The 19,145-nt window shown below is 43.6% G+C and carries 13 protein-coding genes and 2 rRNA genes (1 of these 15 cut by a window edge); 10 read left to right on the top strand and 5 right to left on the bottom strand.

Going from position 1 to position 19,145, the window contains the following annotated elements; translation table 11 throughout:
• The 9 genes from NST85_RS03960 to NST85_RS04000 all read left to right on the top strand — a co-directional run.
• Positions 1-2,512: ribosomal RNA gene (locus NST85_RS03960) — 23S ribosomal RNA — on the top strand (it extends 419 nt beyond the left edge of the window).
• Between the two features lie 100 nt (positions 2,513-2,612).
• Positions 2,613-2,729: ribosomal RNA gene (gene rrf, locus NST85_RS03965) — 5S ribosomal RNA — on the top strand.
• A gap of 188 nt (positions 2,730-2,917) precedes the next feature.
• Positions 2,918-4,549, top strand: coding sequence for a formate--tetrahydrofolate ligase (locus NST85_RS03970; protein WP_127195233.1), 1,632 nt, complete (start codon positions 2,918-2,920; stop codon positions 4,547-4,549).
• A 219-nt stretch (positions 4,550-4,768) separates the two neighbouring features.
• Positions 4,769-6,115, top strand: coding sequence for an ABC transporter substrate-binding protein (locus NST85_RS03975; RefSeq protein WP_127195232.1), 1,347 nt, complete (start codon positions 4,769-4,771; stop codon positions 6,113-6,115).
• Positions 6,116-6,215: 100 nt separating this feature from the next.
• The gene (locus NST85_RS03980; RefSeq protein ID WP_127195231.1) at positions 6,216-7,175 is read left to right on the top strand and encodes a carbohydrate ABC transporter permease; all 960 of its coding nucleotides are present in this window, start codon (positions 6,216-6,218) and stop codon (positions 7,173-7,175) included.
• The gene (locus NST85_RS03985) at positions 7,172-8,035 is read left to right on the top strand and encodes a carbohydrate ABC transporter permease (RefSeq protein ID WP_127195230.1); all 864 of its coding nucleotides are present in this window, start codon (positions 7,172-7,174) and stop codon (positions 8,033-8,035) included. Before NST85_RS03980 ends, NST85_RS03985 begins: the two co-directional genes overlap by 4 nt.
• A gap of 122 nt (positions 8,036-8,157) precedes the next feature.
• Positions 8,158-9,879 carry a cache domain-containing sensor histidine kinase gene (locus NST85_RS03990; protein ID WP_127195229.1) on the top strand — a complete coding sequence of 574 codons (1,722 nt, stop codon included), beginning with the start codon at positions 8,158-8,160 and terminating at the stop codon, positions 9,877-9,879.
• Positions 9,880-9,893: 14 nt separating this feature from the next.
• The gene (locus NST85_RS03995) at positions 9,894-11,237 is read left to right on the top strand and encodes an ABC transporter substrate-binding protein (RefSeq protein ID WP_127195228.1); all 1,344 of its coding nucleotides are present in this window, start codon (positions 9,894-9,896) and stop codon (positions 11,235-11,237) included.
• Between the two features lie 24 nt (positions 11,238-11,261).
• Positions 11,262-12,851, top strand: coding sequence for a response regulator (locus tag NST85_RS04000; protein ID WP_127195227.1), 1,590 nt, complete (start codon positions 11,262-11,264; stop codon positions 12,849-12,851).
• Between the two features lie 73 nt (positions 12,852-12,924).
• Here the strand turns inward: NST85_RS04000 and NST85_RS04005 are convergent, their stop codons facing one another.
• The 5 genes from NST85_RS04005 to NST85_RS04025 form a co-directional block, all read right to left on the bottom strand.
• Positions 12,925-13,182, bottom strand: coding sequence for a GlsB/YeaQ/YmgE family stress response membrane protein (locus NST85_RS04005; RefSeq protein ID WP_127195226.1), 258 nt, complete (start codon positions 13,180-13,182; stop codon positions 12,925-12,927).
• 335 nt (positions 13,183-13,517) lie between these two features.
• On the bottom strand, positions 13,518-13,688 hold the full coding sequence (locus NST85_RS04010) for a hypothetical protein (protein ID WP_341188596.1): 171 nt from the start codon (positions 13,686-13,688) through the stop codon (positions 13,518-13,520).
• A 373-nt stretch (positions 13,689-14,061) separates the two neighbouring features.
• On the bottom strand, positions 14,062-16,272 hold the full coding sequence (locus tag NST85_RS04015) for a CotH kinase family protein (protein WP_341188597.1): 2,211 nt from the start codon (positions 16,270-16,272) through the stop codon (positions 14,062-14,064).
• Between the two features lie 18 nt (positions 16,273-16,290).
• Entirely contained in the window at positions 16,291-16,992 is a 702-nt protein-coding gene (locus tag NST85_RS04020; RefSeq protein WP_341188598.1) for a DUF4956 domain-containing protein, read from the bottom strand.
• Between the two features lie 3 nt (positions 16,993-16,995).
• Positions 16,996-17,709 (bottom strand): polyphosphate polymerase domain-containing protein, encoded by a 714-nt coding sequence (locus tag NST85_RS04025; protein ID WP_341188599.1) that lies wholly within the window; start codon positions 17,707-17,709, stop codon positions 16,996-16,998.
• Positions 17,710-17,920: 211 nt separating this feature from the next.
• Between NST85_RS04025 and NST85_RS04030 the strand changes: the two genes are divergently transcribed.
• Positions 17,921-19,144 (top strand): metallophosphoesterase family protein, encoded by a 1,224-nt coding sequence (locus NST85_RS04030; protein ID WP_341188600.1) that lies wholly within the window; start codon positions 17,921-17,923, stop codon positions 19,142-19,144.
• Position 19,145: the final 1 nt, after the last annotated feature.

Below are 19,145 nucleotides of genomic sequence, written 5' to 3' on the forward strand. Positions count from 1 at the left end.
GTAGTGCGGGGCACGTGAAACCCCGTATGAATCCGGCAGGACCATCTGCCAAGGCTAAATACTCCCTAGTGACCGATAGTGAAGCAGTACCGTGAGGGAAAGGTGAAAAGTACCCCGGAAGGGGAGTGAAATAGATCCTGAAACCGTGTGCTTACAAAAAGTCAGAGCCCTCTATATGGGTGATGGCGTGCCTTTTGTAGAATGAACCGGCGAGTTACGTTCCCGTGCAAGGTTAAGGTGAGAAGCCGGAGCCGCAGCGAAAGCGAGTCTGAATAGGGCGATTATAGTACGTGGACGTAGACCCGAAACTGAGTGATCTACCCCTGTCCAGGGTGAAGGTGCGGTAACACGCACTGGAGGCCCGAACCCACGCATGTTGAAAAATGCGGGGATGAGGTGGGGGTAGCGGAGAAATTCCAATCGAACTCAGAGATAGCTGGTTCTCCCCGAAATAGCTTTAGGGCTAGCCTCGGAGTAGAGAGTCGTGGAGGTAGAGCACTGATTGGGTGCGGGGCCCGCCAAGGGTTACCAAGCTCAGTCAAACTCCGAATGCCATAGACTCATATCCGGGAGTCAGACAGTGAGTGCTAAGATCCATTGTCAAAAGGGAAACAGCCCAGACCATCAGCTAAGGTCCCCAAGTGTGTGTTAAGTGGGAAAGGATGTGGAGTTGCACAGACAACCAGGATGTTGGCTTAGAAGCAGCCACCATTTAAAGAGTGCGTAATAGCTCACTGGTCGAGTGACTCTGCGCCGAAAATGTAACGGGGCTAAACACACCACCGAAGCTATGGCTTGATACTATGTATCAGGGGTAGGGGAGCGTTGTATATACGTTGAAGGTATACCGTAAGGAGTGCTGGAGAGTATACAAGTGAGAATGCCGGTATAAGTAACGAAAAGATCAGTGAGAATCTGATCCGCCGAAAGCCTAAGGGTTCCTGAGGAAGGCTCGTCCACTCAGGGTAAGTCGGGACCTAAGGCGAGGCCGAAAGGCGTAGTCGAAGGACAACAGGTAGAAATTCCTGTACCACCGTAATCCGTTATGAGTAATGGGGTGACGCAGTAGGGTAGTGACGCGGACTGATGGATGTGTCCGTCTAAGCAGTGAGGCTTGTGTGTAGGCAAATCCGCACACTGTAAGGCTGGGCTGTGATGGGGAGCGAAAATTTATAGTAGCGAAGGTCATGATCTCAGACTGCCAAGAAAAGCCTCTAACCAGGAGAAGGTGCCCGTACCGCAAACCGACACAGGTAGGCGAGAAGAGAATTCTAAGGCGCGCGGAAGAACTCTCGTTAAGGAACTCGGCAAAATGACCCCGTAACTTCGGGAGAAGGGGTGCCCCGGTAGTGTGAATAGCACGAGGGGGCCGCAGTGAAAAGGCCCAAGCGACTGTTTAGCAAAAACACAGGTCTGTGCGAAGCCGTAAGGCGAAGTATACGGGCTGACGCCTGCCCGGTGCTGGAAGGTTAAGGGGAGTGGTTAGCCGTAAGGCGAAGCTATGAACCGAAGCCCCAGTAAACGGCGGCCGTAACTATAACGGTCCTAAGGTAGCGAAATTCCTTGTCAGGTAAATTCTGACCCGCACGAATGGCGTAACGACTTGGGCGCTGTCTCAACGAGAGATCCGGTGAAATTTTAATACCTGTGAAGATGCAGGTTACCCGCGACAAGACGGAAAGACCCCATGGAGCTTTACTGCAGCTTGATATTGGACTTTGATACGATTTGTACAGGATAGGTGGGAGCCTAAGAAGTAGGAGCGCCAGCTTCTATGGAGGCAATGTTGGGATACCACCCTGATCGTATCGGAGTTCTAACCTAGGACCGTGACCCGGTTCGGGGACAGTGTCAGGTGGGCAGTTTGACTGGGGCGGTCGCCTCCTAAAGTGTAACGGAGGCGCCCAAAGGTTCCCTCAGAATGGTTGGAAATCATTCGAAGAGTGCAAAGGCAAAAGGGAGCTTGACTGCGAGACTGACAAGTCGAGCAGGGACGAAAGTCGGGCTTAGTGATCCGGTGGTACCGCATGGAAGGGCCATCGCTCAACGGATAAAAGCTACCCTGGGGATAACAGGCTTATCTCCCCCAAGAGTCCACATCGACGGGGAGGTTTGGCACCTCGATGTCGGCTCATCGCATCCTGGGGCTGAAGTAGGTCCCAAGGGTTGGGCTGTTCGCCCATTAAAGCGGTACGCGAGCTGGGTTCAGAACGTCGTGAGACAGTTCGGTCCCTATCTGTCGTGGGCGTAGGAAATTTGAGAGGAGCTGTCCTTAGTACGAGAGGACCGGGATGGACGCACCGCTGGTGTACCAGTTGTTCCGCCAGGAGCATAGCTGGGTAGCTACGTGCGGAAGGGATAAGCGCTGAAAGCATCTAAGCGTGAAGCCCCCCTCAAGATGAGATTTCCCAATTAGTAAGACCCCTTGAAGACGACGAGGTTGATAGGCTTGAGGTGGAAGTACAGTAATGTATGGAGCTGACAAGTACTAATCGGTCGAGGGCTTATCCTACATGTTACGAGATTCATTCTTCGCAGACATACGGGTGTACACACACTTACACACAATTTTGTTTCGTATCCGGTTTTCAAGGATTAAACCTTGAACCACGTTTGGTGGCGATGGCGGAGGGGTTCCACACGTACCCATCCCGAACACGACCGTTAAGCCCTCCAGCGCCGATGGTACTTGGACCGCAGGGTCCTGGGAGAGTAGGACGCCGCCAAGCAATAATGGAGAAGCCACTACCGAAGTAATTCGGTAGTGGCTTCTTTTTTTAATGCTAACTACTTTGGGGGAATCTTCTGAGATTATCTTTCATTTCCCACTGCATACTTTACCCCATTTGATGTACAATATGAAATGTATGTTTATCTGTGATTACAGTGCTAGAATTACTGGAGGTAGTCTACTAGAATGAAACCTATTGTTGAAGTTGCACAATCTTTTGGAATCAATGAGGAATATTTAGAGTTGTATGGTAAATATAAGAGCAAGTTGGATTTAACACTCAGTAACGAATTACAGGATCATCCTGATGGGAAGCTAGTCTTGGTGACAGCAATGAATCCTACACCTGCTGGCGAGGGGAAGACACTTACAACGATTGGACTTGTTCAGGCGCTAAATGCGATAGGAGAACCAACTATTGGAGCGCTTAGAGAACCTTCATTAGGACCTTGTTTTGGAATGAAGGGTGGAGCAACAGGAAGTAATAAGGCTCAGATTGTTCCATCTGAAGATATTAACCTTCACTTTACCGGTGATATCCATGCTATAACTTCAGCTCATAATTTGCTCTCGGCTATGATTGATAACCATATTTTTCATGGAAATGAGCTAAGAATAAATCCACAACGGATTTTGTGGAAGCGCGCTATGGATATGAACGACAGATGTTTACGAAATATCGTGACAGGTCTTGGAGCTGGGAACGGGGCAGTTCAAGAGACGGGTTTTATGATTACGACAGCATCTGAGATTATGGCAGTATTATGTCTGAGTAAGGACCTAGCGGATCTAGAGAAACGTCTTGGTCAAATGCTGGTCGCTTATAATGAGAAGGATGAAGTGGTGACTGCCGCACAGCTGGGGGCAGTAGGTGCGATGGTTGTGTTGCTTAAGGACGCGATCAAGCCTAATTTAGTACAAACTATAGAAGGGACTCCAGTGGTAGTCCATGGTGGTCCATTTGCTAATATTGCACATGGATGCAGTAGTGTCATAGCTACCAAACTATCTCTGAAATTGGCTAAAATCGTTGTAACGGAGGCTGGATTTGGAGCTGATTTGGGTGCTGAGAAATTTTTTAACATTAAATGTCGACAAGCTGGACTGACTCCAGCAGCATCTGTACTTGTGGTCACAGTCAAGGCGCTTAAATATAATGGTGGAGCATCTAAGTTAGAACTGGATCAACCGAATCCCAAAGCGCTAGAATTAGGTTTGCCAAATATGAAACGACATATAGAAAATATCCAAAAATTCGGTGTACCCGTGATGGTCGCGATAAATCACTTTGCATCGGATCAAGCGGAAGAGATAGATCAAGTTATAGATTACTGCAAATCCATTGGAGTTAAGGTAGAAATTTCGAAGGTTTGGGCTGAGGGTAGTCAGGGCGGTATTGATTTAGCTAGAACACTTACCCAGATTTTAGACGCAGAAAAGACTGCTTTTACAAGCCTATACTCAGACGAAATGGACACTCAATCTAAAATAGAGAAGATTGTTCAGGAAATATACCGCGGTGCAGGAGTTTCATTTTCACCGGCCGCAGTTCGGGGGATCAAGGAAATTGAACGGCTTGGGTTCAATTCATTGCCTGTGTGTATGGCCAAGACCCCGTATTCATTCTCTGACCAGCCCCAACTATTAGGTGCTCCAGAAGGGTTTACCTTACATGTTAGAGCAGTATCCGTCTCGGCAGGTGCTGGTTTCATTGTAGTCCATACAGGCAATATAGTAACGATGCCAGGACTACCTAAATCACCAGCTGCAGAGCATATTTATTTGGATAAACAAGGTGAAGTTATTGGTTTGATGTAACTAGTTTATAACGTGATTTCTACTTAAAAATACGAAAAATTAAATTTTTAACGACCTAATGCGGTATTTAAGCCGACTTAGGTCGTTTTTTTTTGCGTCGATAATTCAGTACCGTAAAAATTCCAACCATAATTCGCAATATTACCTCCTCAAAAAGCGAAGATATTTACGTTAGACTAAAAAAGAAAAATATGTAATAAGGGAAGGGGTTATAAAAGAATGAAAAGAAGCAAATCTTGGGCAATACTATTGATCGCTGTTCTAATGGTTGCCTCACTAGCAGCATGTGGAGGTAACAACAACAAGACTAACAATACTGCAAACAAACCTGCAGAAACTACGAAGACGGATGCAGCAGCACCAGCCGAAACGACAGAGCCGGCGGAGGACGTTGTACTTAGCTTCTGGTCACTAGGAACGACTAACTATGAAGCACTTGCTAAGGAATACACAGCTCTACACCCAAATGTCACATTTAAGTTTCAAAATACAGCAGACCAAACGGCGCATCATAACAACTTGACGACTGCCCTTTCTGCCAACTCTGGTGCCCCTGACATCTTTCAGCTTGAAATCGGATTCATGGAGCGTTTTATTAACGCACAAGATAAATTTTATAATTTGAACGATCTTGGAGCAAAAGATATTGCTAGCAACTACCTTGATTGGAAATGGAAACAAGCCTCATCGATCGACGGCTCATTCCAATTAGGTCTTCCTACTGATATTGGCCCTACAGTAGCATATTACCGTACAGATGTCGTTGAAGCAGCTGGATTGCCAACTGATCCTGATCAATTCTCAGCAGCAATCGATACTTGGGATAAATTTGCTGCAGTAGGAAAACAATTTACGGAAAAGACAGGCAAACCTTTCACAGACTTAACTGACTTGCTATATAACGGACTTCGTGACCAATCTGAGGATCAAATTTACTATAGTAAAACAGATGGTTCCTTTATCGGAGATACTAATCCACAAGTCAAAAAGGCTTATGATGTTACAGTGAAAGGTATTCAAGAGGGCTGGGTTGGTAACACTTTACTTTGGTCCCCTGAATGGAATCAATCCATCGCTGATGGCGGATTTGCAGTAATGCTTGGACCTGCTTGGATGGCTGGTACGATCCGCAATGCTGCTGACACTGCTGGTAAGTGGAAAATTGCTCAACTTCCAGAAGGTGCAGGTAACTGGGGCGGTTCCTTTATTACTCTTCCTAAAGAAGGTAAACATCCGAAAGAAGCTTACGAGTTTATTTCATGGATGGTCAACAAAGAGAACCAATTAAAATCGTTTGAAGCTAGTGGATTGTTCCCTTCAATTCCAGCACTATATGATGATCCTGCTTTCACAAAAACAGATGATTTCTTTAGTGGTCAAGCGATCGCAGGCGAATATGCTAAATCGGCAAATCGCATTAAGCCTGTATATTATGGACCGTTGCATGACCAAACGGATGCATTCTTCAAAAATGCACTTAAAAACGTTCTAGAGCAAAAAGCTGATCCTACAAAAGAGTGGAATAATGCAGTTGATCAAGCTAAGAAACTTGCAGAACGCAGCTAATGAATTGAAGTAGCAAGAGTTTTCTCCAAATTCGCAAGAAGATTAGTATCTTCTTGCGAATTTGGATTTATCTATCAATAACTTCCTTGGAGGTGCATCAATGGCTGAACCAGCTACAGCAGTGCCGGTCGAACGCGTTAAAAGTAAAAAGCCGTTTCTAAATGAAACTAGACGAAGCCGAATAACAGCTTATACTTTTATATCGCCCTTTTTTATTTTATTTGCAATATTTGGCCTATATCCGATTATTTTCACAATCTATTTATCCTTTTTCAAGTGGGACGCATTAGGTCCAATGAAATATGTAGGTTTTAAAAACTACGATCTAATTATAGGCGATCCAACCTTTTGGATTTCTTTCGGCAATACGCTGATTATGGCGTTGATGGGAACTGTGCCGCAGCTCATATTGGCATTATTTGTGGCTGTAATGCTCAACTCAGCGATGAATCGCTTTAAAAAGAGCTTCCGTTTGTTATACTTCATGCCAAATATTACTTCCATTGTTGCCGTAACTCTAGTATTTAGCACAATGTTCGGTAATAACGGTATGATTAACTGGGTAATAAATAGTTTGGGATTTGATAGTGTAGCATTTAACTCCAGCTACTGGGGTGTGAAAATTGCTATCTCGACCATGGTTATGTGGCGTTGGATGGGTTACAATGCCATCATTTTCTTATCGGGTCTACAAAGTATTCCTACGGATATTTACGAAGCATCGCGAATCGATGGTGCCAATAGAAGTCAGCAATTAATTTATATTACACTACCATTGCTACGGCCATTTATTCTATTTGTCACACTGATTTCTACGATCGGTGCACTCCAACTTTTCACAGAACCATACGTTTTCCTCGGTCAGGGTGGGACAGGTGCCACTCGTCAGGAGGGAGTCACGATGGTTACTTATTTGTACAATGAGGCATTTAGTAATGGATTCTTTGGAACTGCAGCTGCATCGGCAGTCATGCTGTTAATCGCTACTATTTTCTTCTCCGTCCTTAATATGGTCATATCTAACCGTTTGGGTGGAGACACAGGGGGGAAACAAGCATGAGCTTAGCGGTTGTTAGTAAGAAAAAACCCGATGATGCGGGAATAGTATTAAAGATCTTCTTTTATCTCTTTATGGTTGCTGGGGCTCTTGTGTCCATCTTTCCGTTCTACTGGATGTTCGTTATCGGAACAAATGATAAAACGGGGGCTTTTCATGTTCCACCTTTATTGACACCGGGATTCGAATTCTTTGATAACTTTCAACGTGTGTTGGAGCGTACTGACTTTTTCAGAGCTTTGGGTAACTCGGTGTTAGTTGCATCTGCGGTAACTATTTCTGTTGTATTTCTCTGCACATTAGCGGGTTATGCATTTGCCAAGTATGAATTTCCATTAAAAAAGGTGTTGTTTGTCTTTGTTATTGCAACGATGCTTGTACCAGCTCAACTAGGTGTTCTTCCATTGTATGTAATCATGGCGAAACTGCATTGGATTGATAGCTATAAAGCATTGATTGTACCAGCAATGGTTAATGCGTTCGGAATATTCTGGATGAGACAGTATATTACATCTGCCGTACATTCGGAATTAATCGAAGCAGGGCGGATTGATGGTGGGGGTCATTTTCGAATATTCTGGAATATCGCTATTCCGGTGGTGACTCCAGCAATGGCAACTCTTGGTATACTTAATTTCATGAATGTGTGGAATGACTTTTTCTGGCCACTTGTTGTTTTAAAGAATAAAGAGCACTATACGATTCAGCTTGCGCTTCAACAATTGTTCACCAACAAAGATGGTTTGGACTTTGGTATGATTATGTCCGCTACATTTACGGCAACTTTGCCACTACTTATTGTGTTCTTACTGTTTAGCAAGTGGATAATTGCTGGTCTGACTTCAGGTGCCATAAAAAGTTAGTCGAGGGCATATTTATGCAATCGAAATCAATTCGAAATTAATGTTCAACAATAGGTAGCAAGGAATTTGTAACATTATGAAGAATAATAGAGTAAGTGATTATGAGAGGGGGGGGACAGGGAATGAAACTCCGTCGAAAAATCCTACTAGCTATTATTCTTCTTGTGTTTATTCCGGTTATCCTCATGGGGGCCGTATCGTATTATAGCTTCTCTAAATCGATGGAGGATAAGTCGATTAATTTCTATTGGATCTCTCTACAGGAAAGTGACCGTAATTTGAAGTATGCTCTAAATGAAATAACGACGATTTCTAACTCAGCTATTACGCAACCGGTTATTCAACAGACATTGAAGATGCAAAATTTTGTTGTTGATTATGAGAATAAGCAAATTATAAACAATCAAATAAATCACCCTATGATCAATTCATTCGGATTGTATTCAAACGACCGATTGCTGTATCAATATAATGAGTCAATGTCATTTAATGATCTGAAAATGCAAAGCTGGTATGAGGCGATGAAAGCAGCCGAGGGTCGTCCAATTTGGGTAGGTCCAGGTGAAAACGGTTCCGCCTCTACAGGTAAACCTGTACTTATTCAGGCCCGTCTGATCAAAGATTATTACTCACTAGAGGATATTGGGGCGTTAGTTATTTACGTTAAACCAGACATTTTGGATCAGGTCTTTTGGGAGGCCGCCATGCTCAAACAAGGAGATATTCTTTTGGTGAACAAGCAAGGGAAAATTGTCTTTGATAAGTCTGGTGAACATATTGGAGAACAAACACAATTTCCATTCTTAGCAGATGGTTATTCGAACGGCAAGGGCTATTATGTAGATAAATACTTAAATGAGAAATCATTGATCACTTACTTACCGTCACACAATAAGGAATGGTATCTAGTGGCCATTACTCCGAATAAACTCATCTCCTCGGAGTCGGTGTCTATTCGGAATATAGCGATTATTTTGGTGTTATTCTCTTTAATATCTGCCTTTTTGTTTGATCGTTACTTCGTTAGAAGATTGGTTCGCAGTATTATAGGTTCAGTTAACGGGATGAAGCGCGTGCAGCAGGGGATATTCATTCCGATCACATCTAATGTAAAGACAGAGGATGAAACTGACTTATTAATCGATGGATTCAACCGGATGAGTACACAAATCATGGAATTGATTCAGCAGGTCCAGACAGAGCAAGCGAGGAAAAAAGAAGCGGAATTACAGGCGTTGGTAGCCCAGATTAATCCCCATTTTATATATAATTCCTTGGAATCGATTAATTCTATGGCGGTGCTGCAAGGCAATAGGAATATAAGCAAAATGGTTATTTCCCTGGGCAAGCTCTTGAGAATTAGTATTAGTGAGAATCAAGAGCTTATTCCACTTAGTATGGAACTGGAGCATGTTCGTCATTATCTTGATATTCAGAAGTTTCGTTTCGAGGATAAATTTTCTTATGAAATTGAACTTCCTGAGTCTATGAAATATTTTGTGACTCAGAAGCTGATTGTTCAGCCTATTGTGGAGAATGCATTATACCACGCCATTGAACAAATGGAGGACAACGGATTTATCTCCATCGTAGTGAGAGAAGATGTACGCGATATTCTGATTGATGTAAGTGATAATGGTCCAGGCTTTGATCAGGCTACACTCTTAAGTTTATGGAGTAAGGATCGGGGCAATTTGAAGAAATACCGTGAGAACGGCGTTGGACTTAAAAATGTCCATGAGCGTCTCAGCATCCGATTTGGTGGATATTATGGCATTCTGATTTGTTCTTCCCCCGGTTTTGGGTCTACCATTCGAATCCGTATACCCAAAATACTACCTTGAAGGGGGGAAACGTCATGAAATGGATCATGAATTGGGGCTGGATATTGCTGTATTCCGTCGTTCTCATGGCCTCTGTCCTGTTCATTGCCACAGGCAATCGTGAACCGATTGAAGAGACCCAGACGGAGAAAATAACGCTGACGTTTCGTCATTTCTGGATCAAGGAGCATGACAAACCAATGCTGGGCATTTTTGAGGATGTCGTTCGAAATTTCCAGGAATCTCACCCGAATGTTAAGGTGAATTTCGAAGGGATGGACCAAACGGTCCACCGGGAACAGAAGCTAAAGAGTGAGATGGTGACTGGAACTCCGCCGGATATGTTCGTTTTGTTTGGAGGAGCGGAAATTGAGCCGTATGTTCGATCCAACCGGCTGATGGATTTAAGTGATGTTGTTACGGAAAGCGGACTTAAGGATCAATTTCAAGACCTGCAGCTATGGACGTTCAATAATCGGATTTATGGTTTGCCGATTGAGGGAAACGCTGAACCTCTTTATTACAATAAATTTATTTTTAATAAATTGGGGATCGAACAACCTGAGACGTTGGCCCAATTAAATACGGCGATTGAGATTTTGAAGAAGAATGGATATATACCTTTCGCACTTGGAAATGAAGATCGTTGGCCGGCGGCCATTTTCGCTCACTATTTAATGGATCGATATGCTGGACCTGATCTGATCAATGAATTAGTGCAGGGGGAAGTAACAAAGAGCTTTAGTAATCCTGATTATATAAAGGCATTTGAACAGTTGGAAACTTGGATTCAGCAAGAGGCATTCAGCCAGTCCTCTAATTCTTTGTCAACTGAAGACGCGATTAAGCTGTTCACAAGCGGAAAAGCTGCGATGTATCTGAATGGTAACTGGGATATTAATCTTTTTCATAATGAGGATGCACCGGCAGATTTTCAAGATCAGGTTGGTGTGATTCCATTTCCTTCTCTGCAGGCTAAGGATAGTAAGTCAATTGCAGGTGGATACACAATAGGAATTGGATTATCTTCAAATATGGAAGCTGCGAAGAAGGAAGCTGCGGAACAATTGTTGCAGGCATTTTATACGAAGGAAGTCCAAAGCCGTATAGTTTATGAAGGACTACGAATACCCGCGATTAAAGTGGCGTACGATTCAGATAAGACGGGGCCTATATTTGCACAGGTAATTAGGTTAATGGAGCAAAGTAATCAGAGCTTCGTACCCTATGACAATATATTGTCACCGGAAGTTAAGAAATCCTTTTTGCGGGTAATCGAGGAAATGATATCCGGAAAAATATCCGCTAAAGAAGCTTTGGAGGAGACTCAGAAATCCTCCCAGGAATACTGGCTGCAACGGACAAATTCCTCGCCCTAATAATCACCCTGGAGGTGTCTTGATATGGAAACATCAGAGGATAATTATCGTGTAATTCTGGTAGATGACGAACCGATCATCCTGCGTAGCTTGAAGGTGGCGATTCCTTGGAATGAACTAAAACTAACTATTGTTGGTGAAGCAAGGAATGGAGAAGAAGCGCTTCGGTTAGTTCGTGAGCTGTCGCCGCATATGATTATAAGCGATATTCGTATGCCAGGGATTGATGGGATCACTTTGATGAAGGAAGTCTTGGCTGAGAACTCTAAGCGGTTATTTATTTTTATTAGTGGATACGGAGAGTTTGAATATGCAAGGGAAGCGCTCCGAGAAGGCGCGTTCGATTATTTATTGAAGCCGATTGATCACGATGAATTGATTGAAATGATTTTACGTGCTAAGAAAGCTTTAGAGAAACAGATGGAAAATGATAAATTGCTTCACTCGGTTCAGATGTTATCCACATTAGCTCGTGAACGGATGTTTGCGGAATTTATCGATGGGAATAGCAGTCCGCTGCAACATATGAGTTGGTTGGAAAATAGTGAGCTAGAGTCAGATTTTTTCATGGCTGTTATTCAATTGGATCATTTTATGAAGCTGGATGAACGATGGACGATGGAAGAGAAAAGATTATGGCTGTTTGCGATTCGTAATATTCTGGGCGAGTGGTCGCTAGAGCATGGGGGGCTTACTGTGTTTCCTTTTCATAGTGGAGAGTGGATATTATTATTTCCTAGCTCACAAAGTGGAAAGAAGGAAAGCCTCGGAAGTGACATTATTCAGCAAATCAAAATAAACACCAAGCTTTCTTGCTCTGTTGGATTTAGTCAAAGCACGGTAGGAATTGAGCAACTCAGCAGCGCATACCAAAGTGCAGTCAAGGCATTGTATCGGCGATTTTATCGAGGGCAGGAGGGTGTTTTTGTCGATAGCGGGTCTGACGTGGTGAGCGATCCAGCAGAAGCCAAGTATCCTAAGCGACTTGAGACAGAAATTCTGGGATGTATTCGCACGTTGAATAAAGAGCGGATGTTAATTCTGTTTGATGAAACACAGAGCTATCTTGAGACTTATGCTCCTACTAAGGAAATGGCAGAACGGATGATTGTTGAACTGACTGTGGTTTTATATCGACAGTTTGAACAAATGAATCTCCTATTGGAGTGGTCACTAGAGGGTTTATTGCAGGAACTGCATTCTCAAGAGACATTAAGTGGAATAATGGATGTTCTCAAAGTTAATTTTGGAAAATGGATTATGGAAAGCGTGGGCAATCATTCTAGAGAGAACGTTCAGGCGGTCATTAGTAAGTCACAAGAGTACATTTCTAATAACTATCATAAGGATCTCAGTATAGAAGAAGTATCAGAGTTGGCTGATCTTAGCATAAGCCACTTTTGCATGTTGTTTAAACAAGTGTCGGGATATACTTTTTTGGAATATCTGACTCAGTGTCGGATAGAGAAGGCGAGATATATTCTGAAGAACAGTAATGTAAAAGTCTATCAGGTGGCCCCGCTCGTTGGGTATCAGGATCCAAGATATTTTACTCAAGTATTTAAAAAGGTGACGGGGATGACACCCTCTGAATTCCGCGAAGAAGGAGCATGATGGGGACGGAGAGGCAACAGGAAAACGGACTGCCACAGTGTGTGTAGCAGTCCGTTTCAAGTTAAAGATATGTTTATGAACGACTCTTTCTCATGAAGCCCATGACTACACCAACTATAAGCACAAGCACGATGGCACCTATTAGAGCAGGGACAAAGTAGAAATTCCCAATAACTGGTCCCCAGTTACCCATAATGATGCTACCAAGCCAAGCTCCAACGAAACCAGCAATAATATTGCCAATGGCTCCACCTGGAACATCTCTGTTCATAATTAATCCTGCTAACCATCCGATGACGCCACCGATAATTAATGACCATAAAAAACCCATACGAATCACCCCTAAATTATTGATTTTCTTGATGTTTACTATTAACCAAAGGCGGTAATTTTAAACAGGTAAGTGGTGTTTTTTTATCATTCTATATGGCAAGTAGTCGTCAGGGTTGGGTATGTGATTGACGAAAAATCATCTAAGTAGAAACAGTGGTATAAGCCATAGCAAGCCAGTACGAGCTGAAGCACGAGCCAAACGTGAATTAAAGCACAAGCCAAAAATGAATTGACTCATAGGCGAAACACGAATTGAAGAACAAGCCAAAAATGAATTGAAGCATAAGAGAAACACGAATCGAAGAATAAGCCATACAAGAAACGAAGAACTAGCTATGCATGAATCAAAGCCATAAGCAGTAGACCAATATCCGTAGCACGATCGCCGAACAAAGGTGATAGTACAAGCCGAAGTACAGATCGCAGCACAAACCGAAGTACAGATCGTAGTACAAGCCGCAGTATAAACGTAGTACAAACCGCAGTACATAAATCATAGAACAAGTGGTACTACAAACCATACTCAGTGTCCGGCAAACCGCACATGGGATATCTAACCGAGATCAAGTTGTGGCACGGCAGCTAGGCGGACATAAGGGAGCTTATTTCGCTCAAAAGTACCCATTTAGAAGCGATACCGGACATAGGATACGTTATTTGCTATATAAGGCGCTGATTTATCCGTATATTTGGTGAATAACGGAAGTCATGTCCGCAAAGTGTGAATTTTGGGGCATTTATGAGTAAATAGCGTACTCAGTGTCCGGCTAGCCGCACAGGGGATCTTATACCACATGTTTTTAAATCAAAGAGATTAAAAAAAGAGACAGTCCCAAGTTATGATTCGTAACAGTTGGGACTGTCTCTTTTGTGTTTTCTATAGTCGTTTTCGTTTGTAAAAGGCTACGAACAAGCAAGACAATATGAGTATAAGAAGGGATATCCCCGCCGTGATGATATTGTTGGAATTATCCTGTTGCTGCACTGATGGGTCTCCACCAAAACCACCCCATTGTCCACCGCCGTTACCCATATCCATAGGTCTGTCACCTTGACCACGGCCACCACCAAAACCGCCTTGAGGAGCTTGGCCCGTCGCATCAGCGCCCTGCGCAGCAGGATCGCCTTGCGAAGCTTGGCCCGTCACATCAGCGCCCTGCGCAGCAGGATCGCCTTGCGAAGCTTGGCCCGTCGCATCGGCGCCCTGAGCAGCAGGAACGCCTTGCGAAGCTTGGCCCGTCGCATCAGCGCCCTGCATGGCAGGATCGCCTTGCGAAGCTTGGCCCGTCGCATCGGCGCCCTGCATGGCAGGATCGCCTTGCGAAGCTTGGCCCGTCGCATCGGCGCCCTGCGTGGCAGGAACGCCTTGAGGAGCTTGGCCCGTCGCATCAGCGCCCTGCGCGGCTAGGCCCCGAGCGCCGCCTCTCATACCACCGCCACCACCCATGGCACCGCCACTACCGGAACCATCACCGGATGAAGCAATCGTACCGTCAAGCTGCTGAGATATATTCTCTACTTGACTAGCATTAGTCGCGATCAACTGGGTAACGCCTTGTTCATATTCCTCATATGTGTAAAAGGCACTTGGATCAGCCTTTACATAGGATGAGATCATGTTAGAAAGCTCTTCGACTTTGGCGGTGAAGGTGTCATTCTCAAGAAAACCTTCCACGGCTTGCTTAATGATATTGTGGTACATTTCCTTGTACTCATCGACTTCCAACAATTTAGCAACTAAGGGACGTTCAGCAACCGCACCTTGCGTAGGTTCATCGATTAGAAGATTCGTTTTGCTAAGTCCACCGCCATTGGCTGCTTCTGGATCGAATCCATCGGGAATTTCCGGAGGAGTCTGTCCATCACCAGTTGCTTGATCAGGAGGAGTCGGAGCTCCATTCGGAGCATTACCCTGATCCACCGCAGTATCTCCAGCAGCGTTGTCGGGAGCTACCATAGCACCTCCAGCAGCCCCGTTGGGAGCCGCCTCGTTACCTCCCACAGCATCTCCTTGATCTACTTTGCTGTCGGCAGTTACGTTATCAGGAACTGCCGTATTACTAGCGTTGGTGTCCGTTTGGGCTCCAGGTCGATTTCCACCGAAACCACCGCCCATTCCACCACCGCCACCCATTCCTCCGAAGGCCATATTATAGTCCCATGGAAGGATGGAGAAGATACCATCATCTTCATAGAGGTAGTAGTTTTGTTTGTTGCCACCTATATAGCTGTCCATGTTGTTTGTAACAACATTTAGAGCAATGTATTTTAATGCTTCTTCGACATCAATGTACTTCTCATAATCAGAACCATTATTAAGTTCATTGATCATATCGATGAGGATGTCTCCATTAGTGGTGTCTGATTTAAGCACCAAGCCGGTATAGGAATCTGGATTATCATCTATCCAGAGCAAATCACTTCCGCTTCCGGTCATTTCTCCTTTGTATAACGCACCGTAAGAATTACCGAAATTCCGCTCCAGATAGGCGTCACCAATCTGCTCGACAGCTAGATAGAATCCCCACAGTTCATCATTGATGTAAATGTTAACAAAAGAATGCTTAGGAGTAGGGAGTCTCATTGTTTCTGCGAGTTCATAGGTGAGAAATTCACGCATACTTGTTGCATCACTGTAGTTATTATTTAGATTGATCTTACTGATTCCACCCAACGTTTGATCGACAAATTCGTCGAATGAGAGCTTGAAACTGTATCGATCCGAATCGGTCATTTGGATCACGCTACGTAGAGTTAAGTTTCCTTTTGTGCGAATACCGATATTATCGAAATGCTGTCCATTATAATCAACGGAAGCGGTCTTTATTTCTTCGTTACTCGCATTGTCGAGCATGTCTTGAAACTCATCTTCATCGATGGTAATTTTAACATCAACGACTTTGTCCTTGGGAAAAACTTCTTCATCCAGCTTCTGTTCTTCCGCAGATACTTTGGTTTCTTCTGTTGTGCTTGTTGTGTTAGTACCAACGGTGGTAGAGGAGGTATTCGTTACTTCGCAGGCAACGAGTCCAAAGATCAGCAGCAAGGAGCATAGACAGAGAAGAAGCGAGGACCACTTTGTTTTCATCTTCTTCACCTCCACTGATTAGGACACGTAGTCCCCGTTATAGCTGATCAGTACCGCGTTCTTGACACCACCAAGTTGCGAAATCTGGTTAACAAAACGTCCTTCATTATCGCGAAGACGAACTTCAAGCGTAATCTCGATATTGCCTGCAGAAACTGTTTTTTGTTTCACATTATAACGTTTGACGAGTGAACCAATTTGGCTATGAACCAATTGTTCGCTTTCATCACCTGTGCAGTTAATGACAAGTAGGTATGGTGTATCTGTTGATGTATTTTTAATAAAGAAGAACAGAACTAAACCAATAATCACCGATCCGATAGCAGCCAAGGTAAAGAACCCTGCTCCAGTCACGATACCTGCGACAGCAGCCCAGAATAGGAAGATCAAGTCTGTAGGGTCTTTAATAGGTGTTCTGAAGCGGACAATCGACAGGGCACCGACCATACCGAGGGACAGGACTAGGTTAGAACTGATAGCGATGATAACCATAGCAGTTACCATAGTCATACCTATGAGCGAAACGTTGAAACTCTTGGAATATAGCACACCGCTAAATACTCGTTTGTAGAGAATGAAGATAAAGAGTCCAATAATAAAAGAAATTCCAAGTGTGATTAAGATTTTGGCTATACTGATATCTGTCGAGAAACTACTAGTGACAGACTTTTTTATGATATCTCCAAAGTTTACTGTTGTATCTGTAGTCGTTGTATCCATTAATTAATAATCCTCCCATGTGTTGGTTTTTAAATACTTGCGGCAAATGACATACTTCGAAGCGGACTGTTGATTTAGCCCCTCAAGCTGCAATGCAGCCCGGATATATTCCGGAATGTATTCATCATATTTCACTTCGAGAATGATCAAATGATCATCGATCGCAGGTACAGAATTCAAGGCTTCGTCAAAAATATCAATGGAATTCAGTCCGGTTCGGAGCTCTTTGTCAAATGTGATTCGTACATTGCCGTTGTGACAAACGTAAGGTTCGCGTACATAGTCGACAATTACTTTAGGCCGCAGTAAGTTGTTTCTCATCTCGTAATATAATTCTCTCAACAAAGGCTTGTCTGGAACGTTTAACACCTCAAAATTTCCACTGACGATAGAGTTGTACATATCCCGCGTCAACGGTTCTTTTAACTTTGCGATGTAATCATTAAACTTAACTTTTTTCTCAAAATGGATCAGGTTGTCCGAGTTGTTGTAAATTCGAATCCTATATTTGGCCCGATCACGAATCCCACCCAATTTTTCATGAAGAGCCGTATTGTTGATATCATCGAAATATAAGCTTCGAATATGATATTCTCCGGTAGGGCCTACATGGGCGTCCTGCTCTACAATACTTTTCAGCCTTTGGCGTATGATAAAATATTGCTGGCGATTAATCATAAACTTAAGCTCGTGGCGATATTTTAATTTCGTGTTCACTAATGCACCTCATTTCCGTGTGAAGATCAAAGTTCCGCCATTTGTTACATAACCCATCCTAACTGCCCTTCCTGATTTCTTACTTAAGGCTAACTGAAAGTAAACTGAAAGTTTTTACACAGCGTTGACAAACCAGTATAAGAGGATATGGAATTTGACATTCTTAGAGAAGTAGAAGTATCTTTATTCTCATACAAAGGGAGTGAATAGATTGAACATAAGTCGAGAGTCTTACTGGATCATAATCGTGTGTATTCTCTTGATCGCTGGAGTAGTTGTAATTCAAAGATTTCAATCAGAAACCACCGTGCTTCCTAAGTCTTTGGTCACTACGTGGAAGGAAGATGCACGTACAACTAGGGCCTTTACCTGGTATACAGAGGACCCCGAAATACAAGGAGTAGTCGAAATCGCTAGAGGGACTAATGCAGCAGATTTAAGTGCCGAAGGTGCTTTGAGATGGACTGCTAGTTCTACGTCAATCGATACTGGAAACGGTAAAAAGCAAGGTATCCATAAGGTGAATATTACGGGCCTGGAACCAGGAACGGAGTATATATATAGGGTAGGCAGTGGGGAAAGCGATGGTTGGAGTCAGCCAGCAGTTTTTAAGACAGAGGAAGATGAAGTCAAGACATTCACTTGGATTAATGTGACGGACACACAAGGGGAAACAGAAGCAGATTTTGAGTTCTGGGGCCAAACATTAAATCAGGCATTTAACCTATTTCCGGATACACGCTTTATTGTACACAACGGCGATTTAACAGAAGAACCTGAGGACGAGGCGGGATGGGACTATTTTTTTAGTAAAGTAGATAAATGGCTCAATCGAATCCCACTTTTTCCAGTTACGGGTAATCATGATGAAGTAGATGGTGTTGCTGAGCGTTTCACGTCGCACTTTAATTTGCCAGACAACGGGGCGGAAGGCTCCATTCCTGGAACAACGTATTCGATGGATTACGGGAATGCTCACTTTGTATTTCTCAATACGGAATCAGGCATTAAAGCACAGAAGAAGTGGCTACGCGAGGACTTGAAGAATAATGATAAAGATTGGACCATCGTGGCTATACATCGGCCGGCATACGGCGGTAATACTTATGAGAAAATAGAAGATTGGGTGAAGATATTCGATGAATATGGCGTCGATCTGGTGCTGCAGGGTCATAATCATGAATACTCGCGGTCCTATCCTTTGAAGAATGGGAAAATTGTAGATGAAGGTCAAGGGACAGTGTATGTCACTACGAATACAACAGGTCCAAAGTTCAATGAAAAGAAGAGCGATCAATATTATCAAGCTGTGCATTTTCAGAATAATAAAGGGATGTTTGCTGGTATTACAATCAGCGATAACACGTTAACGTACGAGGCTTATGATGTAGATGGTGTTAAGCAAGATGAATTTATTTTGAAACATGATAAATAAT

It is taken from the genome of Paenibacillus sp. FSL K6-2524 (assembly GCF_038005525.1).
Lineage (GTDB): Bacteria > Bacillota > Bacilli > Paenibacillales > Paenibacillaceae > Fontibacillus > Fontibacillus anaericanus.

What these genes read in the sequence shown, in the direction of transcription:
- NST85_RS03970 (WP_127195233.1), top strand. Translation starts at nt 2,918, where the DNA reads ATGAAACCTATTGTTGAAGTTGCACAATCTTTTGGAATCAATGAGGAA.
- NST85_RS03975 (WP_127195232.1), top strand. Translation starts at nt 4,769, where the DNA reads ATGAAAAGAAGCAAATCTTGGGCAATACTATTGATCGCTGTTCTAATG.
- NST85_RS03980 (WP_127195231.1), top strand. Translation starts at nt 6,216, where the DNA reads ATGGCTGAACCAGCTACAGCAGTGCCGGTCGAACGCGTTAAAAGTAAA.
- NST85_RS03985 (WP_127195230.1), top strand. Translation starts at nt 7,172, where the DNA reads ATGAGCTTAGCGGTTGTTAGTAAGAAAAAACCCGATGATGCGGGAATA.
- NST85_RS03990 (WP_127195229.1), top strand. Translation starts at nt 8,158, where the DNA reads ATGAAACTCCGTCGAAAAATCCTACTAGCTATTATTCTTCTTGTGTTT.
- NST85_RS03995 (WP_127195228.1), top strand. Translation starts at nt 9,894, where the DNA reads ATGAAATGGATCATGAATTGGGGCTGGATATTGCTGTATTCCGTCGTT.
- NST85_RS04000 (WP_127195227.1), top strand. Translation starts at nt 11,262, where the DNA reads ATGGAAACATCAGAGGATAATTATCGTGTAATTCTGGTAGATGACGAA.
- NST85_RS04005 (WP_127195226.1), bottom strand. Translation starts at nt 13,182, where the DNA reads ATGGGTTTTTTATGGTCATTAATTATCGGTGGCGTCATCGGATGGTTA.
- NST85_RS04015 (WP_341188597.1), bottom strand. Translation starts at nt 16,272, where the DNA reads ATGAAAACAAAGTGGTCCTCGCTTCTTCTCTGTCTATGCTCCTTGCTG.
- NST85_RS04020 (WP_341188598.1), bottom strand. Translation starts at nt 16,992, where the DNA reads ATGGATACAACGACTACAGATACAACAGTAAACTTTGGAGATATCATA.